This window comes from Pseudoalteromonas sp. B131b (assembly GCF_037162545.1).
GTDB classification, from domain to species: Bacteria; Pseudomonadota; Gammaproteobacteria; order Enterobacterales; family Alteromonadaceae; genus Pseudoalteromonas; species Pseudoalteromonas fuliginea.
The window spans coordinates 2,876,374-2,894,597 of sequence record NZ_JARLUZ010000001.1 but is presented as its reverse complement, the minus strand read 5'-3'; the positions used below and the strand labels follow the sequence as shown (position 1 = coordinate 2,894,597).

The following is an 18,224-nucleotide window of genomic DNA, read 5'->3' as shown; positions in this document are numbered from 1 at the left end:
TTAATACCCTTACACAATACTAACGTTTACGCCAACGTCAACTAAAAACAGCTTAATTTTTAGTTTTATAAGTGTAATGATTATTTTCCATCGGTTAGGCTACACTGATAAAATAAAAATAACCCATTGAATATTAATAATATAAATCAACACCTCACTTAAATATCCCTTTATAAATAGTTTCAAATCACACCATGCTTTACCTTTACGTAAACTTCACTTATATTGGAGTTATTCGAATGAGGTAAATACAATTATGAAACCAGACAATCAAACAAACTTTGCAAGCTCAGCCAAAATACCGGCCAGTAATGAACAAACATTTAGCATTAGCGAACTCGCTAAAGAATTTGACATTACAACCCGCTCTATTCGCTTTTACGAAGACCAAGGGTTAATAACGCCAGAACGTAATGGTCAAACCCGTATTTATTCAAAACGCGATAAAGTGCGTTTAAAACTAATATTACGTGGTAAGCGCCTTGGCTTTACATTGGCCGAAACCGGTCGTTTGTTTGAACTGTACGACGCAGATAAATCAAGCGCTAAGCAGTTGGTTACTATGCTTGACCTTATTTCAGAAAAAAGCAGACCTATCTCAACAAATGGACGACATTAAAGTTGTTCTTATGGAGTTGGTGACGGCCGAGCGCCGCTGTAGAGACACACTTAATAAAATAGACGAGTAAGTTTATTTTTAAAATAAAAACACACTGACAACACACACGTCACACAGGAATGAATCATGAGCACTATTTCACTATATAAAGAAATGAACTTTGGCCTTGGCGAAACCGCCGATATGATCCGCGACCACGTAAACAGTTTTGCTAGTCAGGAGATTGCCCCGCTTGCTGAAAAAACGGACTTAGATAACGCTTTTCCAAATCAACTTTGGACTCAAATGGGCGAAATGGGCGTACTGGGTATGACCGTATCTGAAGAACTTGGCGGCGCCGGTTTAGGTTACCTAGAACATGTTATTGCTATGGAAGAAATTAGCCGTGCCAGTGCCTCTATAGGGTTAAGCTATGGAGCACATTCAAACTTGTGCGTTAATCAAATTAACCGTAACGGCACACAAGCTCAAAAAGAAAAATACTTACCTAAGCTTATTAGTGGTGAGCATATTGGTGCCCTTGCAATGAGCGAGCCTAATGCGGGCTCTGACGTTGTATCGATGAAACTCAAAGCCGAAAAAAAGGCGATAAGTACATTTTAAACGGCAATAAAATGTGGATCACCAATGGCCCGGACGCACACACACTAGTAATTTACGCTAAAACAGATTTAAACGCCGGCGCTAAAGGCATTACCGCATTTATTATTGAGAGCAACTTTCCTGGTTTTTCAACAGCGCAAAAGCTCGACAAACTGGGCATGCGCGGCTCAAATACCTGTGAGCTAGTATTTGAAAACTGCGAAGTACCCGAGGAAAACATTTTAGGTAGCTTAAACGAAGGCGTTAAAGTACTTATGAGTGGCCTTGATTACGAACGCGTAGTACTTGCAGCGGGCCCGCTTGGCATAATGCAAGCGTGTATGGACATAGTGGTACCGTACATTCATGAGCGTAAACAGTTTGATACCCCTATTGGTCAATTTCAGTTAATTCAAGGCAAAATAGCCGACATGTATACACAAATGAATGCTGCGCGCTCATACGTATACACGGTAGCTAAAGCGTGTGACCGAGGCGAAACCACCCGTAAAGATGCCGCCGGTGCCATTTTATACGCCGCAGAGCTTGCAACTAAAATGGCGCTAGATGCAATTCAAATTTTAGGTGGCAATGGCTACATAAACGAATACGCAACGGGTCGTCTTCTTCGTGACGCTAAATTATACGAAATTGGTGCTGGTACATCCGAAATTCGCCGCATGCTTATTGGCCGCGAACTTTTCACAGAAAGCCGTTAAGGATTAAACCATGACTATTTTAAAATCGAGCGTTAATCCTCACGACCCAACGTTTGTGCAAAACCATAAAAATATGTCAGCGCTGGTGGATGATTTACGCGATAAAGTAGCAACAATTAGCCAAGGCGGAGGCGCTGCATTAAAAGAGCGCCACGAAGGCCGTGGTAAATTATTTGTACGCGACCGCATAAATACATTAATTGACGAAGGCTCACCGTTTTTAGAAATTTCGCAATTTGCTGCCTTTGGTGTGTACGAACAAGCAATACCTTGTGCAGGCGTTGTAGCCGGTATTGGCCGTGTTAAAGGCGTTGAATGCATGATTATTGCAAACGATGCCACGGTTAAAGGCGGTACATATTTTCCGCTTACCGTTAAAAAGCATTTACGCGCACAAGACATTGCAGAGCGCTGCCACTTACCATGTATTTATTTGGTGGATTCGGGCGGTGCAAATCTGCCAGAGCAAGATGATGTATTTCCAGATAAGCTGCATTTTGGTCGTATTTTTTACAATCAAGCCCGTATGTCGGGCAAAGGTATTCCACAAATAGCCGTGGTAATGGGATTATGTACCGCAGGTGGTGCGTACGTACCTGCAATGGCCGATGAAAGCATTATTGTAAAAGATCAAGGCACTATATTTTTAGCAGGTCCGCCCCTTGTAAAAGCAGCAACCGGCGAAGAAGTAACCGCCGAAGAACTAGGCGGCGCCGATGTGCACTGTAAAGTGTCGGGTGTTGCCGATCACTACGCTGAAAACGATGCGCATGCGCTGTCTATTGCGCGCCAATGTATTGAGCGCATTAACTACACACGCCCTACAGCCCCTCTTCTAGAGGATGTAAAGCCACCGCGTTATGATATAAACGAGCTTTACGGCATTGTAGGCACCGACCTTAAAAAGCCGTTTGATGTACGCGAAGTAATAGCGCGCACAGTGGACGACTCATCATTTGATGAATTTAAACGTTACTTTGGTGAAACGCTGGTCACCGGTTTTGCCAGTATTTACGGCAATCCTGTTGGCATAGTGGCTAATAACGGTATTTTATTTAGTGAGTCGGCGCAAAAAGGCGCCCACTTTATTCAACTGTGTGCTCAGCGCAATATTCCTTTAGTATTTTTACAAAATATTACCGGCTTTATGGTGGGTAAAAAATACGAAGCCGAAGGTATTGCTAAGCACGGCGCTAAAATGGTGATGGCGGTTTCGTGTGCTGATGTGCCTAAATTCACAGTACTTATTGGCGGCTCATACGGCGCAGGTAACTACGGTATGTGTGGCCGCGCATTTGAACCAACCATGATGTGGATGTGGCCTAATGCCCGTATTTCGGTAATGGGCGGCGAGCAAGCAGCCGGTGTAATGGCGCAAGTTAAACAAGATGGTTTAGCACGTAAAGGCCAATGCATGAGCGAGCAAGAAATCAGTGATTTTAAAAAGCCAATTATTGATCAATACGAAGAGCAAGGTCATCCGTATTACGCAAGTGCACGCTTGTGGGATGACGGCATTATAGACCCTGCCGATACGCGTAATGTATTAGGGCTTGCGTTAACGGCTGCGAATAACGCACCAAAACGTGATTCGAAATTTGGCGTATTTAGAATGTAACCGGAGCGCAAAATGTCAGTAACACTACAAATAACAAAATCTAATGTGGCTGTACTTGTGTTAAGTCGCCCAGAAAAAAGAAACGCATTTAACAGCGAAGTAATACATGAGCTGATCCAGTGTATTGAACATGCAAATACGCTTGATATTCGTGCTTTGGTTTTAAAAACTGAGGGTAAACACTTTTCAGCAGGCGCCGATTTAGCTTGGATGAAATCGATGGCTGATAACAACTATGCCGATAACCTAGCTGATTCAATGCAATTAGCTAAATTAATGCAGGTATTGGCAAGATCCCTTCATCCTACAATTTGTGCTGTGCAAGGTGCCGCTTTTGGTGGTGCTCTGGGTTTAATAGCCTGTTGCGACATAGCCCTTAGTAAAGACGATGCGCAATTTTGTTTAAGCGAAGTAAAGCTGGGTCTTATTCCGGCTGTTATTAGCCCGTATGTCATTAAAGCCATTGGTGAACGTGCTGCTCGCAGGTACTTTTTAACGGCTGAAGTGTTTGATGCACATACTGCTAAGCAACTTGGTTTAATTCATCAAGTAACCGGTAATTTAGACTGTGCACTCGATAATATGCTGCAAACACTGATTGATAACGGACCTGTCGCAGTAAAAGCCGCAAAAGCATTAATTAACGATGTTGCAAATAAAGAAATTACCGATGAACTCATTGAGCTTACCGCAGAGCGTATTGCAAAAATTCGCGTATCTGAAGAAGGTCAAGAAGGGCTAAGTGCTTTTTTGATAAACGCCCACCCGCTTGGCAACTGTAGGATTGATTATGAACACACAACGATTACAAAAAATACTGATTGCCAATCGTGGAGAAATTGCGTGCCGTATAATGAGTAGCGCAAAACAAATGGGCTTAACCACGGTCGCGGTTTACTCTGATGCAGACAAACATGCCCAGCACGTAAAAATGGCTGACGAGGCTTACCATATTGGCGCTGCGCCAAGTAAAGACTCGTATTTAGTAGCAGACAAAATTTTACAAGTTGCCAAAGACTGCGGCGCTGATTGTATTCACCCAGGCTATGGTTTTTTATCTGAGAACAGCGAATTTGCTAAAGCCTGCGAAGCTAATAACATTGCTTTTATAGGGCCACCAGCAAGTAGCATTGAAGCAATGGGGTCTAAAACCCGCGCTAAAGAAATAATGGCAGCTGCTAATGTGCCATTAGTACCTGGTTATTATGGTGATAAACAAGACCCTGCTTTTTTACAAAGTGAAGCTGAAAAAATTGGCTACCCTGTACTAATTAAAGCGGCCTTTGGTGGCGGTGGTAAAGGCATGCGCGTTGTACAAAAAGCAAAAGACTTTATGAGCGCATTACAAGGTGCGCAACGTGAAGCCATTGCCGGTTTTGGTAACGACTTAGTATTACTTGAGCGCTATGTAAACCAACCTCGCCATGTAGAAGTGCAAGTATTTGCAGATAACCATGGCAACTGTGTTTATTTAGGCGATCGTGATTGTTCTTTGCAACGTCGTCATCAAAAAGTAATTGAAGAAGCCCCTGCTCCGGGTTTATCTGACGAACTACGCAAAGAAATGGGCGAAGCGGCTGTACGTTGTGCACTAGCTATAAATTATAGAGGCGCAGGTACGGTTGAGTTTTTACTGTGTGGCGATGAATTTTTCTTTATGGAAATGAATACGCGCCTTCAAGTAGAACACCCTGTGACCGAAATGGTAACCGGTGTAGATTTAGTCAATTGGCAAATTAATATTGCGGGTGGGCAAACATTGCCACTGACACAAAGTGATATTCAATTACAGGGTCATAGCTTTGAAGCGCGAATATACGCAGAAGATCCAGGCAACGACTTTATTCCGTGCTCGGGCACTATTGAAGCGCTACACACACCACTTAACAGTGAATTTGTACGCATTGATACAGGCATTGCACAAGGCGACGAAATCAGCCCGTTTTACGATCCAATGATTGCAAAACTTATTGTGCACGACGACAATCGCGAACAAGCACTGAACCGCTTACAACACGCCCTTGAGCAATTTCACTTAGCGGGTTTTAGCACTAACATTGGCTTTTTACATAATTTAGCAAGCCACCCTACGTTTAAACAAGGTGCGCCAAGTACGCACTTTATTGCAGAGCAAGGCGACTCGTTAGTTGCGGTTGACGAATCGTTATTGCAAGCAAGTCAGCTTATTGCTGCTTTTGCCTATTTAGAATCGCTGACTAGCACCCAAAATGCGCAAAACAGTGCTAGCGCTTGGCAACAACTAAGCGGTTTTACACTCAATGCTCCGCAAGCAATTAAAGTCCCTTTTGCCGATTTGCAGCTAAGCGCTATAAAAACCACAGCGGGCTATAATATTACGCATAACGAGGATGTATTTAGTTTACAAGGCAAATTAAATAATAATCTGTGCAGTGTATTTATTAACGGTGAAAAACATAGCGCGCACGTAACTACGGTAGGTAATAGTACTGCGGGCAATATTGTCACTGTTATGAATAAAGCACTGCAAACTAAACTTGAGCTAGTTGATAAACATTATATTAGTTCGCACGAAAGTGAAGCTTTGCCTCTTGCCGCCCCGCTCAATGGCATAGTAGTAAAGCATTTAATCGACATTGGTAGCACAATTACTAAAGGCGATGCGGTTGTTATTATCGAAGCCATGAAAATGGAATACACGCTTAACGCACCACACGACGGCATTTTAAAAAGCTACTGTTTTGGTGAAGGCGAATTAGTAACGCATGGTGCTCTGCTTGCTATAGTAGAAGATACAACAGAGGAAGGTGCATAATGAGTGCCTTTCCAAGTAAAGTACGTATTGTTGAAGTTGGCGCGCGAGACGGCCTACAAAACGAAAAAACAGTAAGCACAGCCAGTAAAGTAGCGCTTATTAACGCCCTAAGTGCTGCAGGCTTAAAAGATATTGAAGCTGGCGCGTTTGTCTCCCCTAAATGGGTGCCGCAAATGGCAGACTCAGCGGATGTAATATCAGCCCTTAATTTACCCGATGTAAATTTAAGCGCACTTACGCCTAACTTAAAAGGTGCACAAGCAGCGCACGCTGTTGGCATTAAAGAGTTTGCTATATTTACCGCTGCAAGTGAGTCGTTTTGTCAAAAAAATATCAACTGCTCAATAGACGAAAGTATTGAACGTTTTAGCGAAGTAATGGCGTTTGCTAAAGCGAATAATATTCGTGTACGTGGTTATGTAAGCTGTGTACTCGGTTGCCCCTATGAGGGTGATATTGACCCGCAAGCAGTACTAAGTGTATCGCAAAAGCTATTAGACTTAGGGTGTTACGAAGTAAGCCTTGGCGATACCATAGGTGTTGGCACCGCAAAAAAAGTAACGCAATTAATCGAGTTACTTTTAACGCACATTGATAAAGCCAAGTTGGCCGTGCATTTTCATGATACATACGGCCAAGCGCTCACAAATATTTACGCAGCTTTAAGCCTAGGTATTGCAACGGTTGACGCGGCAGTTGCGGGCCTTGGTGGCTGTCCTTATGCTAAGGGGGCGTCAGGAAATGTTGCCACCGAAGATGTAGTTTACTTACTGCAAGGGCTTGGCATTGAACACTCAATTGATTTACAAAGGTTAAGTGACGCTGGCTGGGAGATAACCAAAGCACTTGGTAAGCAACCTGTGAGCAAAGTATCTGTGGCACTACACACTAAATAGCTATCTTATAAAATGATAATTCAAGATAGTTAACAACAAATAGCACACAATGAGGAGAGACTCATGGCCGGTTTTGATAAGGTAGTTTCTAGTTACGAAGCTGCAATGGAAGGATTAAAAGACGGCGATACCATTATTGCCGGTGGTTTTGGTTTATGTGGTATTCCTGAGGGCTTAATTAAACAAATTAAGCACATGCAAACAAAAAACTTAACCGTAGTATCTAATAACTGTGGTGTTGATGACTTTGGTTTAGGTATTTTATTACAAGACAAACAAATTAAAAAAGTAGTTGCCTCGTACGTTGGCGAAAATGCCCTATTTGAGCAGCAGTTATTAAGTGGCGAAATTGATGTAGAGCTTACGCCTCAAGGCACACTTGCTGAAAAAATGCGAGCTGGTGGCGCGGGTATACCTGCGTTTTACACCGCCACCGGTTACGGTACTCCAGTTGCTGAGGGCAAAGATGTAAAAGAGTTTAATGGTCGCCCGTATATTTTAGAAGAATCTATAACGGGTGAATTTGCTATTGTTAAAGCGTGGAAAGCCGACCGCTTTGGTAATTTAGTGTTTAGACACACCGCCATGAACTTTAATCCAATGGCTGCAACAGCAGGCAAAATTACCGTTGCCGAAGTAGAAGAAATTGTAGAACCGGGTGAGCTTGAGCCAAGCCAAATTCATACCCCGGGTATTTTTGTAAATCGCGTTATTAAAGGCAGCTTTGAAAAACGCATTGAACGTGTAACAACACGAGATTAAGCAGGAGCATAATTATGGCATTATCACGTGAACAAGTTGCAATGCGCGTTGCACAAGAACTTCAAGACGGTTACTACGTAAATTTGGGCATAGGAATTCCGACACTCGTCGCAAACTATGTACCAGATGATATTGAAGTTATGTTACAGTCCGAAAATGGCCTTTTAGGCATGGGCCCGTACCCCACTAAAGCAGAGCTAGACGCCGATATGATTAACGCGGGTAAAGAAACCGTGACAGCAGCCAAAGGTGCAGCCATATTTAATAGTGCAGATAGTTTTGCCATGATACGGGGTGGTCATGTAGACTTAACCGTTCTGGGTGCATTTGAAGTTGACCAGAACGGCAACATCGCATCGTGGATGATCCCTAAAAAGCTGATTAAAGGCATGGGTGGCGCGATGGATTTAGTCGCTGGCGCGAAAAATATTATTGTTACTATGACCCATGCAAGTAAGCATGGTGACTCTAAACTATTAGAGGCCTGCTCTTTACCGCTTACTGGCGTTAATTGCGTAAAAAAATAGTAACAGATTTAGCCGTATTAGAAGTTAAAGACGGCGCATTTCATCTATTAGAACGTGCTCCGGGCGTATCTGTTGATGAAATCATTAGTAAAACAGCAGGTAAATTACTTGTTGACGGTGAAGTTCCAGAAATGGTTTTTTAGGCTTTAGCTTAAAAATAACGCTTTACCCTGTACCGACCTCATTCCCAGTGCCAATGGCGCTGAGTTACCCAAAATCCCTCGCAAGAGGGATTTTTTTGTCCTTTTGCATTATTTTTAGGCTAATTCATACATCTGTAGTAAATTTTTATCTATAATAGTTGCATAAATAGATGATTAGTTAGCTAGAGCATTTGCACTACTTTGTTGTTATCATGCACCACTTTTGTGAACTTGCTCTATGAGTAATTTTAACTTGTTGAAATTACTAACATTACTAACTGGTTCGATTTTTGCCTATACTAGGCTATATAAACAACTTAATACTGGAAAACATGCAAACTCCTATTCGTGGCCTTCGATCTTTTTGCTTTGCAGCAAGAAGCCTAAGTTTTAAGCATGCAGCTAATGAGCTGTACTTAACACCTTCGGCAGTAAGCCATCAAATAAAACAACTTGAAGAACAGCTTGGTATTGAACTTTTTCAGCGTAAAACACGTTCAATAAGTTTAACAACAGCTGGTAAAAACTTTTTTGATGCCGTATCTCCTATCATTACCATGTTAGAAGGTACCATTAACGAGTTTAGTCAGATGCAACAAAACACTAATTTAACAATTACCTTGCCTGAGTTTTTTGCAAGCGAACTACTTATGCCTAAATTAAGCGAGTGGACGACAGAGCATCCTAATATTAATTTACAAATGGATACGCTTAAAACACGCAAAGAAATAACACGGCATAGCGATTTGTCTATTGTATTGTCCTCTAGTAAACCTACTGAAGGCTTAGTAACTGAATTATTTAATCTTGAATATATCCCTGCGTGTAATGAAAAACTGCTCAATCAGTGGAAAAATGATCATCGTAAAGCACTAAACCAAGTTCCGCTAATTCTACATAAAGCGCGTCCTTGGGCGTGGCATCAATGGGCTGAAAAAGCAGGCATTGATGACTTTTCTCCTTCGCAAATTATCCAAATAGACAGTATGTTTGGTGTAGCACGTGCTGCGCAGCAAGGCATGGGCATTGCGCTTATTCCACTGCCAATTAGTCAAAGTTGGTTAGATGAGAAGTGGCTGTATAAATTATTTGAACAGCCTTTAACAACTAAAGATAAATACTACTTAGTACAACACGAATCCAACATACCTAATCACCCACTTGATTTATTTGCGAAGTGGGTTGTAAATACGTTTAGAAAAATCCAAGAATAACCCCCGATTAGACGAGTTCAGTAATACAACCTTCTGTGTGTTGTATTACTGAACTCGTCTAATACCAACCTGCATAAATCTTTGATCAATTTAACGAATTAAATTGCACTATTACGTCGTTAAAAATTTTTATTTACGACTGCATGGATGCAGGAGGTAGAGCAATGCAGGGAGCAATTGCCGAGAACAACTAGATACAAAAATTTTTGCCTAGTTCTAGCGTAATTTTCTTAACGTTAAATAGACCCCATATATAAGCAGGTTGGTATAACTCCCTGTAAATTTGAATAATATTTTTTAATTAAATACATAAACTTAGCGCCATGCATTAGACTAAAGTCTATAGTTTAATTTTTTCACCCATTGGTTTCGTTTTTATCGTTTGTCGAGAATAAGGTTAAATACTAAAGTTACATTATCAGCTCGAAACAATTTAATTTAACTGTTTCATAAAAAGTAATAAATGCAATTTTTTGGGTTTTAGTTTCTCAAATGTTGCAGTGAAAAGAATCTTATATTGTGTGTGTAAGATGTTGTCAGTGTGAAAAGCAGTTCAAGTTAGGTGGTGACTTAGCTTGAACTGTTTTTATTCTTGGTTCATACCACATGATTTGTAATACAAGACTACGAAATTTTAGCAAGCAGAATCTTTATATTGTGTGTGAAAATATTGTCAGTGTGAAAAATAGTTCAAGTTAGGTGGTGACTTAGCTTGAACTGTTTTTATTCTTGGTTCATACCACATGATTTGTAATACAAGACTACGAAATTTTAGCAAGCAGAATCTTTATATTGTGTGTGAAAATATTGTCAGTGTGAAAAATAGTTCAAGTTAGGTGGTGACTTAGCTTGAGCTATTTTTATTTACTTGCAACTACATAATATATATAGAATATAAGTTAAATACTTTAGGAACTGTTATCTCTAAAGGTTTAATTTCCAACGGCATGTTTTTTTAGGCAAAACAAAACTTATAATGTGTTGATATTAGCCATACATAGCCGTTCACAAAGTATAAATACCAAACCTTGCGCCGCGATTCCCCCCACTAGATAGAACGAATTTAATCCTAAAAGCTCAACAGCTCCTATTAAAACCCTAGTAAGTTAAAGCTTACTAGGGCGTGTTGACCTTTCGTGGTTGAATTTGCAGCAGGCTTTTTAGGCAAGGCAGAGCCTATGTAGTGTGGTTATTCCCCATAAATAGGCGATAACGCAGCATAAATACCAAACATGCGCTGCCCGCAGGGCTGACGAATCCCCAAAACGTGACAGGCACAGCAATTTATGATCTTATGTAAATCACCACAACCCACATAAGTCACAACTGCTATGCCTGACACATCAGTTTGCCATAAGTACTTTAAACATGCATTAGCGCCATTCAATAATGCCAGAGTAAAAACATTACTAAGCTGCAGTAATGCATTAATTTCGGGCAATAAACTTACCTTAACTGAAATCGGCAGAAATTTGTCTGGCGCTGTGGATGTAAAACATAAAATAAAACGCGTTGATCGCTTCTTAAAAAATACTCACCTCTACAATGAAAGGGTCGCTATCTATAAAGCATTAGCTCATCCTATTATCGACTCTTTACCAATGCTTGCAATTGCCGTTGACTGGAGCGGTGCCTGTGGTCACGACTATCACTTACTGCGAGCAAGCTTACTTGTGGATGGGCGCTCTATCGTGATTTATAACATGATTGTTGAGCAGAAGAATTTTGATAGCCCAGCAACCAACAGCCTGTTTTTAGATGAACTTTATGAAGTGCTTGGACGACATCCTAGTGTCTATATTGTAACAGACGGCGGCTTTCTTACGCCTTGGTATAGTAAAGTACGCGAACTTGGTTGGCATATGATAGGTCGATTAAGAGGCTCAATGAAGTGTAAACTAGCCATGCAATCACAATGGCATACATTAAAACAACTTAGGGCTGGTGCCAGCGATATACCAAAGGCGTTAGGTCAAGCACGACTAACTCAGTCCAGCCCGACAGCATGCGATGCATTTTTACACGTATATCATGGAAAAAATAAAGGAAGAAAAGGAAAAAGCAGATTTACGAAAGATACAAAAATGTATCAAAACTTAGCGAAAGAGCCATGGTTACTCGCGACATCAGACAATACAATGACGAGTAAGCGAGTAGTTGGTTTATATAGTAAAAGAATGCAAATAGAGCAAAATTTCCGCGATGACAAAAGTTTGAGATATGGTTTTTCGTGGCGTTTTAGTAAAAGCACCGGCATAAATAGAATAGGAATATTATGCTTGATAGCCACAATAGCGAGCACTGCGTTATGGTTTATAGGGTGTGAAGCAGAAAAAAGAAAGTGGCATATAAAATTTCAAGCAAATAGTGTTAAGAATCGCCGAGTTCTTTCATTTTTAACCTTAGCCAAGCAAGTCATAAAGCTATGTAAGAGACGTATTACACAAAGCTATATAGAAAAAAGTTTAAAAAACTTTATTTCTAATTATCAAAAAGAGGCCGCTGGATAAAGTGGGGATCCCTCAGCCCTTTGGGTTCTTTCTAGGGGCGATTAACTCTTTGTTGCCTACATGGATGTAGGTAAGGGGCGTGAGCAGGACGCGGAAGCTTTGCTCGGTTTTTACTTAGCCCGCTAGGTTACAAACCTCACGCCGCGATTTAATCGCCCCTAGATTGAACAAATTTCAATCCACAAAGATCAACACGCCCTAATATTTTTTTGAAAATTAAATTATGTCTGGAATAATTTTAATTTAACTTTTATCTCGCGGTACAAAATCAAGTACGGTTGCGTTAATACAATAGCGATCGCGCCCTCTTGGACCTTCACCTGGGAACAAGTGCCCTAAGTGTATACCAGTACTTTTTGAGCGAAGCTCAATGCGAGTCATACCCCAACTACTGTCGTCATGCTGTGTTACATTGTTCTTTACTGGATGAGTAAACGACAACCAACCAGTACCTGAGTTAAACCTATCGCTTGTATCAAATAGTGGCTCACCACTTAATTTATCTACAAAAGTACCGTCAGGTGTATTTTTAAACTCTTTGTACTCTTTACAGTAAGGTCTATCTGTTCGCGCATCAAATGCAACTTTGTAAGCATCGCTGTTACCTAATTTAAAAGCGCCTAATGCTTTATAAAACTCTTCAGGCGTTGCGTAACCTTGACGGCCATATACCTCAACGCCATTTTCTAAAAACAAAATGGTCGGTGTTGCCCACGTGGCTGACTTAATAGTTAAATCATCAAGTTGGTCAGCATGGCGAAACGACATTGGTATTGTCCCTTTGTAGTCATTTGCGACTGCTTTTTTGAATTTTTCACAGTATGGGCAGTATTCACGTGAATCTAAGACTACGATTTGCTTTCCTGCTAATAAAGCAGTGTTATCTACTTTTTCTACGGGTGTTTTATTAAAAACAACACCGGTAGAATGATCTGGGCAATAGCCATTAGGGTTCTTTTCTAAATAATTTTGATGATACTCTTCTGCCGATACAAAGCCTTGAAGCGGTTTAATAACTGTTTCAATTTTGCCGTAGCTCGCATCAGTTAAAAGTTGCTGATATTTCGACTTAACTTGCTCTGCAACTTTAGCCTGCGCATCGGTAGTTGTTAATACAATTGAACGATATTGCGTACCGATGTCGTTCCCTTGGCGATTTTTTTGCGTAGGATCGTGGCTTTCAAAATAGTTTTTTAATAGATCTTCTGCTGAAATTATATTGCTGTTATACATAACTTGTACAACTTCAGCGTAATTGTTCTCGTCAAAACGACGAGATTGATCAGTAATGTTTCTGTACGTTGCTTTAAAGCCATTGCCGTCAGCGTAACCCGACTCAGCATCTATAACGCCATTAAGCGCTTCGTAGCGTTTTTCGGCTCCCCAAAAACAACCAGATCCAAGTACAATGGTCTCTACATGCATGGTTGCTTCTACATTACTGTGCTCAACCTTTTCCATAGATAAAGCAAAACTGCCTGCGCTAAATATAATAGCAGCGCCTGATAAATATAATAAATGCTGGTGTTTCATAAAGTACCTCATAAACAAGTGCGTGCTAATTAAGACCTCCTTATCTTAATTTTCATTTCAAGCTAATTACTTATTTAGTACGAAGCGTATTAAGTTTTAGTCCTCAATAAGTTAAATACGATTAATTGAATATAAAAATACTCTTAAACTAAGCTGAGCAAATAAAAATAACCACTTAGTCGCAATGGTGTAAATAAATTAATAAAACTGTGTTACGTTTAAATTATGTTGTACAAATAGGTTTATTTAATGAAGCCAGCTCCTCATATTTATGCATTAACAAACAGCAGCTTACTGTTTGATGCATCGCATTTAGACGCTACAGATAGACTCTCTATTCAAAAGAAAATTTGGGCTTTAACTAGCCACTGTAAAAGCACTGATGAATTTAGCGATTTGGTGCCCGCCATGAACTCGCTCACTCTTTATTTAAAATCAGATAAACACTTAAAACAGTGGTTACAAGTGCTACCTTCGCTGTGGAATGATATTAAAACGAGTACATTTAAGGGGCAGCATCACTTAATCGAAACAACCTACAAGGGTGAGGACATTAATTACGTGGCTCGCTATCATAATTTAAGTGCCGATGAGGTTATTAATATTCATAGTAACACCAAGTACCACGTTTTATTTTTAGGCTTTCAGCCCGGTTTTGCTTACCTACATGGCTTAAATGAGCAATTATATACACCAAGGCGTGACGAGCCTCGCATTAAAGTTCCTAAAGGTTCTGTTGCGATAGGTGCTGCACAAACCGGAATTTACCCCGCAGATACCCCTGGTGGTTGGCACATAATAGGTCATACAGACACTGCTTTGTTTGATTCGACCTCTGAGCAACCTTGTTTAATTCAACCAGGCGATACGCTTGAATTTGTTCCGCTCGTTAATAAAGGAGCAAATCATGATTAAAGTACTTAAAAGTGGTGTATTGCTTACAATTCAAGATTTTGGCCGTGAAGGCTACCGCCATTTAGGTGTAAGCAAAGCGGGTAGCTTGGACCCTATTGCACAAATAATTGCTAATAGATTACTTAACAATAACGACAATGATGCCGTTTTAGAAATAACCGTTGGTTTGTGCGAGCTTGAATTTACCTGCGACACAGTAATTGCACTGCATGGTGCCGATTTGCAAGCAACCCTCGATGGACATGCAATTTATCCTGGCTGGACATATGCAGTAAAAAACAAACAAGTACTGAGCTTTGCTACTGGTAGAGCAGGCTTAAGAGCTTATTTAGCAGTGAAAGGCGGTATACAAAATACTGAGGTTATGGGCTCTAAATCTACAGATTTAAACGCGTGTTTTGCTGGTATTGAAGGTAGAGTTCTCACCACTGGTGATGAAATACCTATTACTCCTTATTATGGAGAGTTTATAAAAGTAGGCGCAATGGCTCCCGCCCAGCGCAAGCTTATACGGCTACATCAAAGTCCTCATGCTAATTTATTAGGCCAGCCTTTACTTAGCAACTTTGTATCTACCGCATTTAAAGTTAGTAGTAACAGCAACCGAATGGGCGTAAGGCTTGAGCATAAAAATAATTTGGCACATTCGCACTCTTTGCCATCATTAGGGGTGAGTCCTGGGAGTATTCAACTACCACCAAATGGAGAGCCTATTGTGTTACTAAATGATGGCCAAACCACAGGTGGCTATCCGCTTTTAGGCACTGTTATTGAAGCCGACTTACATCAATTTGCACAATTTAGACCTTTAGATACTGTTGAGTTTAAATATGTAACGTTTGAAGAAGCAGCAAAGGCGAAGCAGAAACTTGACGGACACATGCATCAATTGAGCCTTGCACTTAAAAATAACCTATAAAAACATTCTAAAAATAAATAGGAAAACTATGTTCGATTTAAATTATTGGCCGCTTATTGGCATTCCTGTTGTAGTTATCGGTTTTGCACTGCGCTTTAATCCTTTACTAGTGGTTACCTTTGCAGGACTTGCGACCGGCTGGGCAGTCAATCTTGATTTTATCAGCTTGCTGCAAACGTTTGGCGAAAAGTTTATGAACTCGCGCCAATTAGCGAGCTTCATTTTAATTTTACCTGTTATTGCACTGCTTGAACGTTATGGATTACAACAACGTGCACGCGATTGGATTTCACAAATTAAAACAGCCACCAGTGCGCGTATACTCGCTCTTTATTTTATTGTTAGAGAATGCTCGGCTGCACTTGGTTTACTGTCACTCGGTGGACAAGCACAAACGGTTCGCCCTTTGCTTGCTCCTATGGCATTAGGAGCTGCTACAAATAAATATGGCGAATTGCCTAAACCCGTAAAAGACATGATCAGCGCCCATGCGGCGGCAGTTGATAACATTGCAGTATTTTTTGGTGAAGACATATTTATAGCCTTTGGTGCTGTTTTACTTATGGATGCATTTTTAAAAGAAAACGGTATAACCGGTATTGAACCACTGCATATTGGTCTATGGGCAATCCCTACCGCGCTATGCGCTTTAGTTATACATTTATTTAGACTAGCTCGACTCGAAAGTAAAATTGCAAAAGCGGTTCAAAAGTACAATGCACCGGAACCAATACTATGAGTAAAGTAATTGACGCCGATGTATCGCATACAAGCACTGCACTCGTGACTATTGAAAACATATACCTGCTTATTGGCATCATGGTAATGTTTTTAGTAGTACGTACCCTGCAAGACAAAAATCATCCCAAAAGGCTTACAACCGCCCTATTTTGGTTTTTATTTGGCAGTAGTTTTTTATTTGGTGATTTTGCTATTGCAACTTTTGGTGCACAAATAACGTATTTAATGGTGGGCATTAGCGTATTACTCATTGCTTTATTAGCCGGCTTAAATTTAGTTTCTATGGGAAGTTACTCTATTCCCAGCGAGCAGGTTCAAAACCAAAGCGCTAAGACTCTAGGTAATAAGTTATTTATTCCCGCTTTAATGATCCCAATTGTTACCGTAGTCTTTACTGTACTATTTGATAATGTTGCTATAAATAATGTTTACTTACTTGATCAACGCCACTTAACACTTGCATCTTTAACCATTGCTTGTATTTTTGCATTACTTGTTGGCTGGAAAATAACCGGTGGTAGCCCTGTTCAAGCCGTAAGCGAATCACGCCGTTTAGTAGATTCTATTGGATGGGCAGCCATTTTACCGCAAATGCTAGCCATGCTTGGTGGGGTATTTATTGTGGCGCAAACAGGCGACTCAATTAAAGAACTAGTTACTTTATTTATAGCCCCTGATAACCGTTTTATGCTGGTTGTTTTGTATTGTATAGGTATGGCATTTTTTACCATGATTATGGGTAACGCGTTTGCTGCATTTCCAGTGATGACTGCTGGTATTGCGATGCCATTTTTAATTGAAGGTCATGGCGCAAGCCCTGCACCTTTAGTGGCGCTAGGTATGTATAGCGGCTATTGCGGTACGTTAATGACGCCGATGGCAGCCAATTTTAATATTATTCCTGCCGCTCTTTTAGACTTAAAAGATAAGTACCATGTAATAAAGGTTCAAATTCCGACGGCAGTTACCTTACTCGCCGTTAATATTATTTTAATGTATAGCTTGGTGTTTAATGACTAAATCAACTTCTTCAATGGCTTGTGTATTAATAACCGGCTTTGCGCCTTTTGGTGGCGAAGCTATAAATCCTTCTTGGCAAGCAGTGCAAAAACTTGATGAAACTATCATCATGAAACACAAAATATGCACACTAGAACTTGCCTGTGAATTTAATACGTCTATCAGTCAGCTTATAAGCGCCATTGAGTCGCACAATCCGGCGGTTGTTTTGTGTATAGGCCAAGCAGGTGGGCGCAGTGAAATATCAATAGAGCGAATAGCAATAAACGTTGATGATGCACGTATTAAAGACAATGCAGGTAATCAACCTGTCGATACACCAATAGAAAAAAATGGCCCTGATGCCTATTTCACAAACTTACCAATAAAGCGCATGTTACACGCATTGCACAACAGTAATATACCAGCTGCTATTTCGAATACTGCAGGCACGTATGTGTGTAATCACGTTATGTATGGTCTTATGCATTACATAAATGATCACTGCGCTGTAATGAAAGGTGGCTTTGTGCATATTCCTTATTTACCAAGCCAAGCTGTGCACCACAATGGCGCACCAAGCATGAGTGAGGAAACCGTTATTAACGCGCTGAAAGTGATGGTTGCGCAAGCTTTGAACAATAATAGTGACGTAAAAATAGCAGCAGGTACCACACATTAACCACTTTGGTGCAGTTAAATATAACTTGGTGCATAAATTATTCTTAATTAA

12 protein-coding genes and 4 pseudogenes are annotated in these 18,224 nt (G+C 40.6%); 15 read left to right on the top strand and 1 reads right to left on the bottom strand.

Annotated elements, in window-relative coordinates; all coding sequences use genetic code 11:
• Positions 1–256 precede the first annotated feature (256 nt).
• The 10 genes and pseudogenes from P4S65_RS13335 to P4S65_RS13290 all read left to right on the top strand — a co-directional run bounded on the left by P4S65_RS13335 (position 257) and on the right by P4S65_RS13290 (position 12,384).
• Positions 257–689: pseudogene (locus P4S65_RS13335) on the top strand (MerR family transcriptional regulator).
• 56 nt (positions 690–745) lie between these two features.
• Positions 746–1,920: pseudogene (locus tag P4S65_RS13330) on the top strand (isovaleryl-CoA dehydrogenase).
• Between the two features lie 10 nt (positions 1,921–1,930).
• The gene (locus P4S65_RS13325) at positions 1,931–3,538 is read left to right on the top strand and encodes a carboxyl transferase domain-containing protein (RefSeq protein WP_337120345.1); all 1,608 of its coding nucleotides are present in this window, start codon (positions 1,931–1,933) and stop codon (positions 3,536–3,538) included.
• A 12-nt stretch (positions 3,539–3,550) separates the two neighbouring features.
• Positions 3,551–4,320: pseudogene (locus P4S65_RS13320) on the top strand (enoyl-CoA hydratase/isomerase family protein).
• Positions 4,321–4,328: 8 nt separating this feature from the next.
• Positions 4,329–6,332, top strand: a complete 2,004-nt coding sequence (locus P4S65_RS13315) for an acetyl/propionyl/methylcrotonyl-CoA carboxylase subunit alpha (RefSeq protein ID WP_337120344.1) — start codon at positions 4,329–4,331, stop codon at positions 6,330–6,332.
• Entirely contained in the window at positions 6,332–7,228 is an 897-nt protein-coding gene (locus P4S65_RS13310) for a hydroxymethylglutaryl-CoA lyase (RefSeq protein WP_337120343.1), read from the top strand. Before P4S65_RS13315 ends, P4S65_RS13310 begins: the two co-directional genes overlap by 1 nt.
• A gap of 63 nt (positions 7,229–7,291) precedes the next feature.
• The gene (locus P4S65_RS13305) at positions 7,292–7,990 is read left to right on the top strand and encodes a CoA transferase subunit A (RefSeq protein ID WP_008135270.1); all 699 of its coding nucleotides are present in this window, start codon (positions 7,292–7,294) and stop codon (positions 7,988–7,990) included.
• Between the two features lie 14 nt (positions 7,991–8,004).
• A pseudogene (locus P4S65_RS13300) lies at positions 8,005–8,660 on the top strand (3-oxoacid CoA-transferase subunit B).
• A gap of 332 nt (positions 8,661–8,992) precedes the next feature.
• Positions 8,993–9,874, top strand: coding sequence for a LysR family transcriptional regulator (locus tag P4S65_RS13295; protein WP_007376578.1), 882 nt, complete (start codon positions 8,993–8,995; stop codon positions 9,872–9,874).
• A 1,331-nt stretch (positions 9,875–11,205) separates the two neighbouring features.
• Positions 11,206–12,384, top strand: a complete 1,179-nt coding sequence (locus P4S65_RS13290; protein WP_050484169.1) for an IS4 family transposase — start codon at positions 11,206–11,208, stop codon at positions 12,382–12,384.
• Between the two features lie 243 nt (positions 12,385–12,627).
• On the opposite strand, the gene msrA is transcribed toward P4S65_RS13290, so the two are convergent.
• Positions 12,628–13,917 (bottom strand): peptide-methionine (S)-S-oxide reductase MsrA, encoded by a 1,290-nt coding sequence (gene msrA / locus P4S65_RS13285; protein WP_337120342.1) that lies wholly within the window; start codon positions 13,915–13,917, stop codon positions 12,628–12,630.
• Positions 13,918–14,166: 249 nt separating this feature from the next.
• Between msrA and pxpB the strand changes: the two genes are divergently transcribed.
• Genes pxpB through pcp form a run of 5 tightly spaced genes read left to right on the top strand, consistent with a single transcriptional unit; the run spans position 14,167 to position 18,173 of the window.
• A complete protein-coding gene (gene pxpB / locus P4S65_RS13280) occupies positions 14,167–14,832 on the top strand; it encodes a 5-oxoprolinase subunit PxpB (RefSeq protein WP_008139245.1) in 666 nt (221 codons plus the stop codon).
• Positions 14,825–15,751: a biotin-dependent carboxyltransferase family protein gene (locus P4S65_RS13275; RefSeq protein WP_337120341.1), complete on the top strand. Its 927-nt coding sequence runs from the start codon at positions 14,825–14,827 to the stop codon at positions 15,749–15,751. The genes pxpB and P4S65_RS13275 overlap by 8 nt, the downstream gene beginning before the upstream one ends.
• A 28-nt stretch (positions 15,752–15,779) precedes the next feature.
• Positions 15,780–16,490 (top strand): DUF969 domain-containing protein, encoded by a 711-nt coding sequence (locus tag P4S65_RS13270; protein ID WP_007376582.1) that lies wholly within the window; start codon positions 15,780–15,782, stop codon positions 16,488–16,490.
• On the top strand, positions 16,487–17,512 hold the full coding sequence (locus tag P4S65_RS13265; RefSeq protein ID WP_033032302.1) for a DUF979 domain-containing protein: 1,026 nt from the start codon (positions 16,487–16,489) through the stop codon (positions 17,510–17,512). Before P4S65_RS13270 ends, P4S65_RS13265 begins: the two co-directional genes overlap by 4 nt.
• On the top strand, positions 17,505–18,173 hold the full coding sequence (gene pcp / locus P4S65_RS13260) for a pyroglutamyl-peptidase I (protein ID WP_337120340.1): 669 nt from the start codon (positions 17,505–17,507) through the stop codon (positions 18,171–18,173). The genes P4S65_RS13265 and pcp overlap by 8 nt, the downstream gene beginning before the upstream one ends.
• Positions 18,174–18,224: the final 51 nt, after the last annotated feature.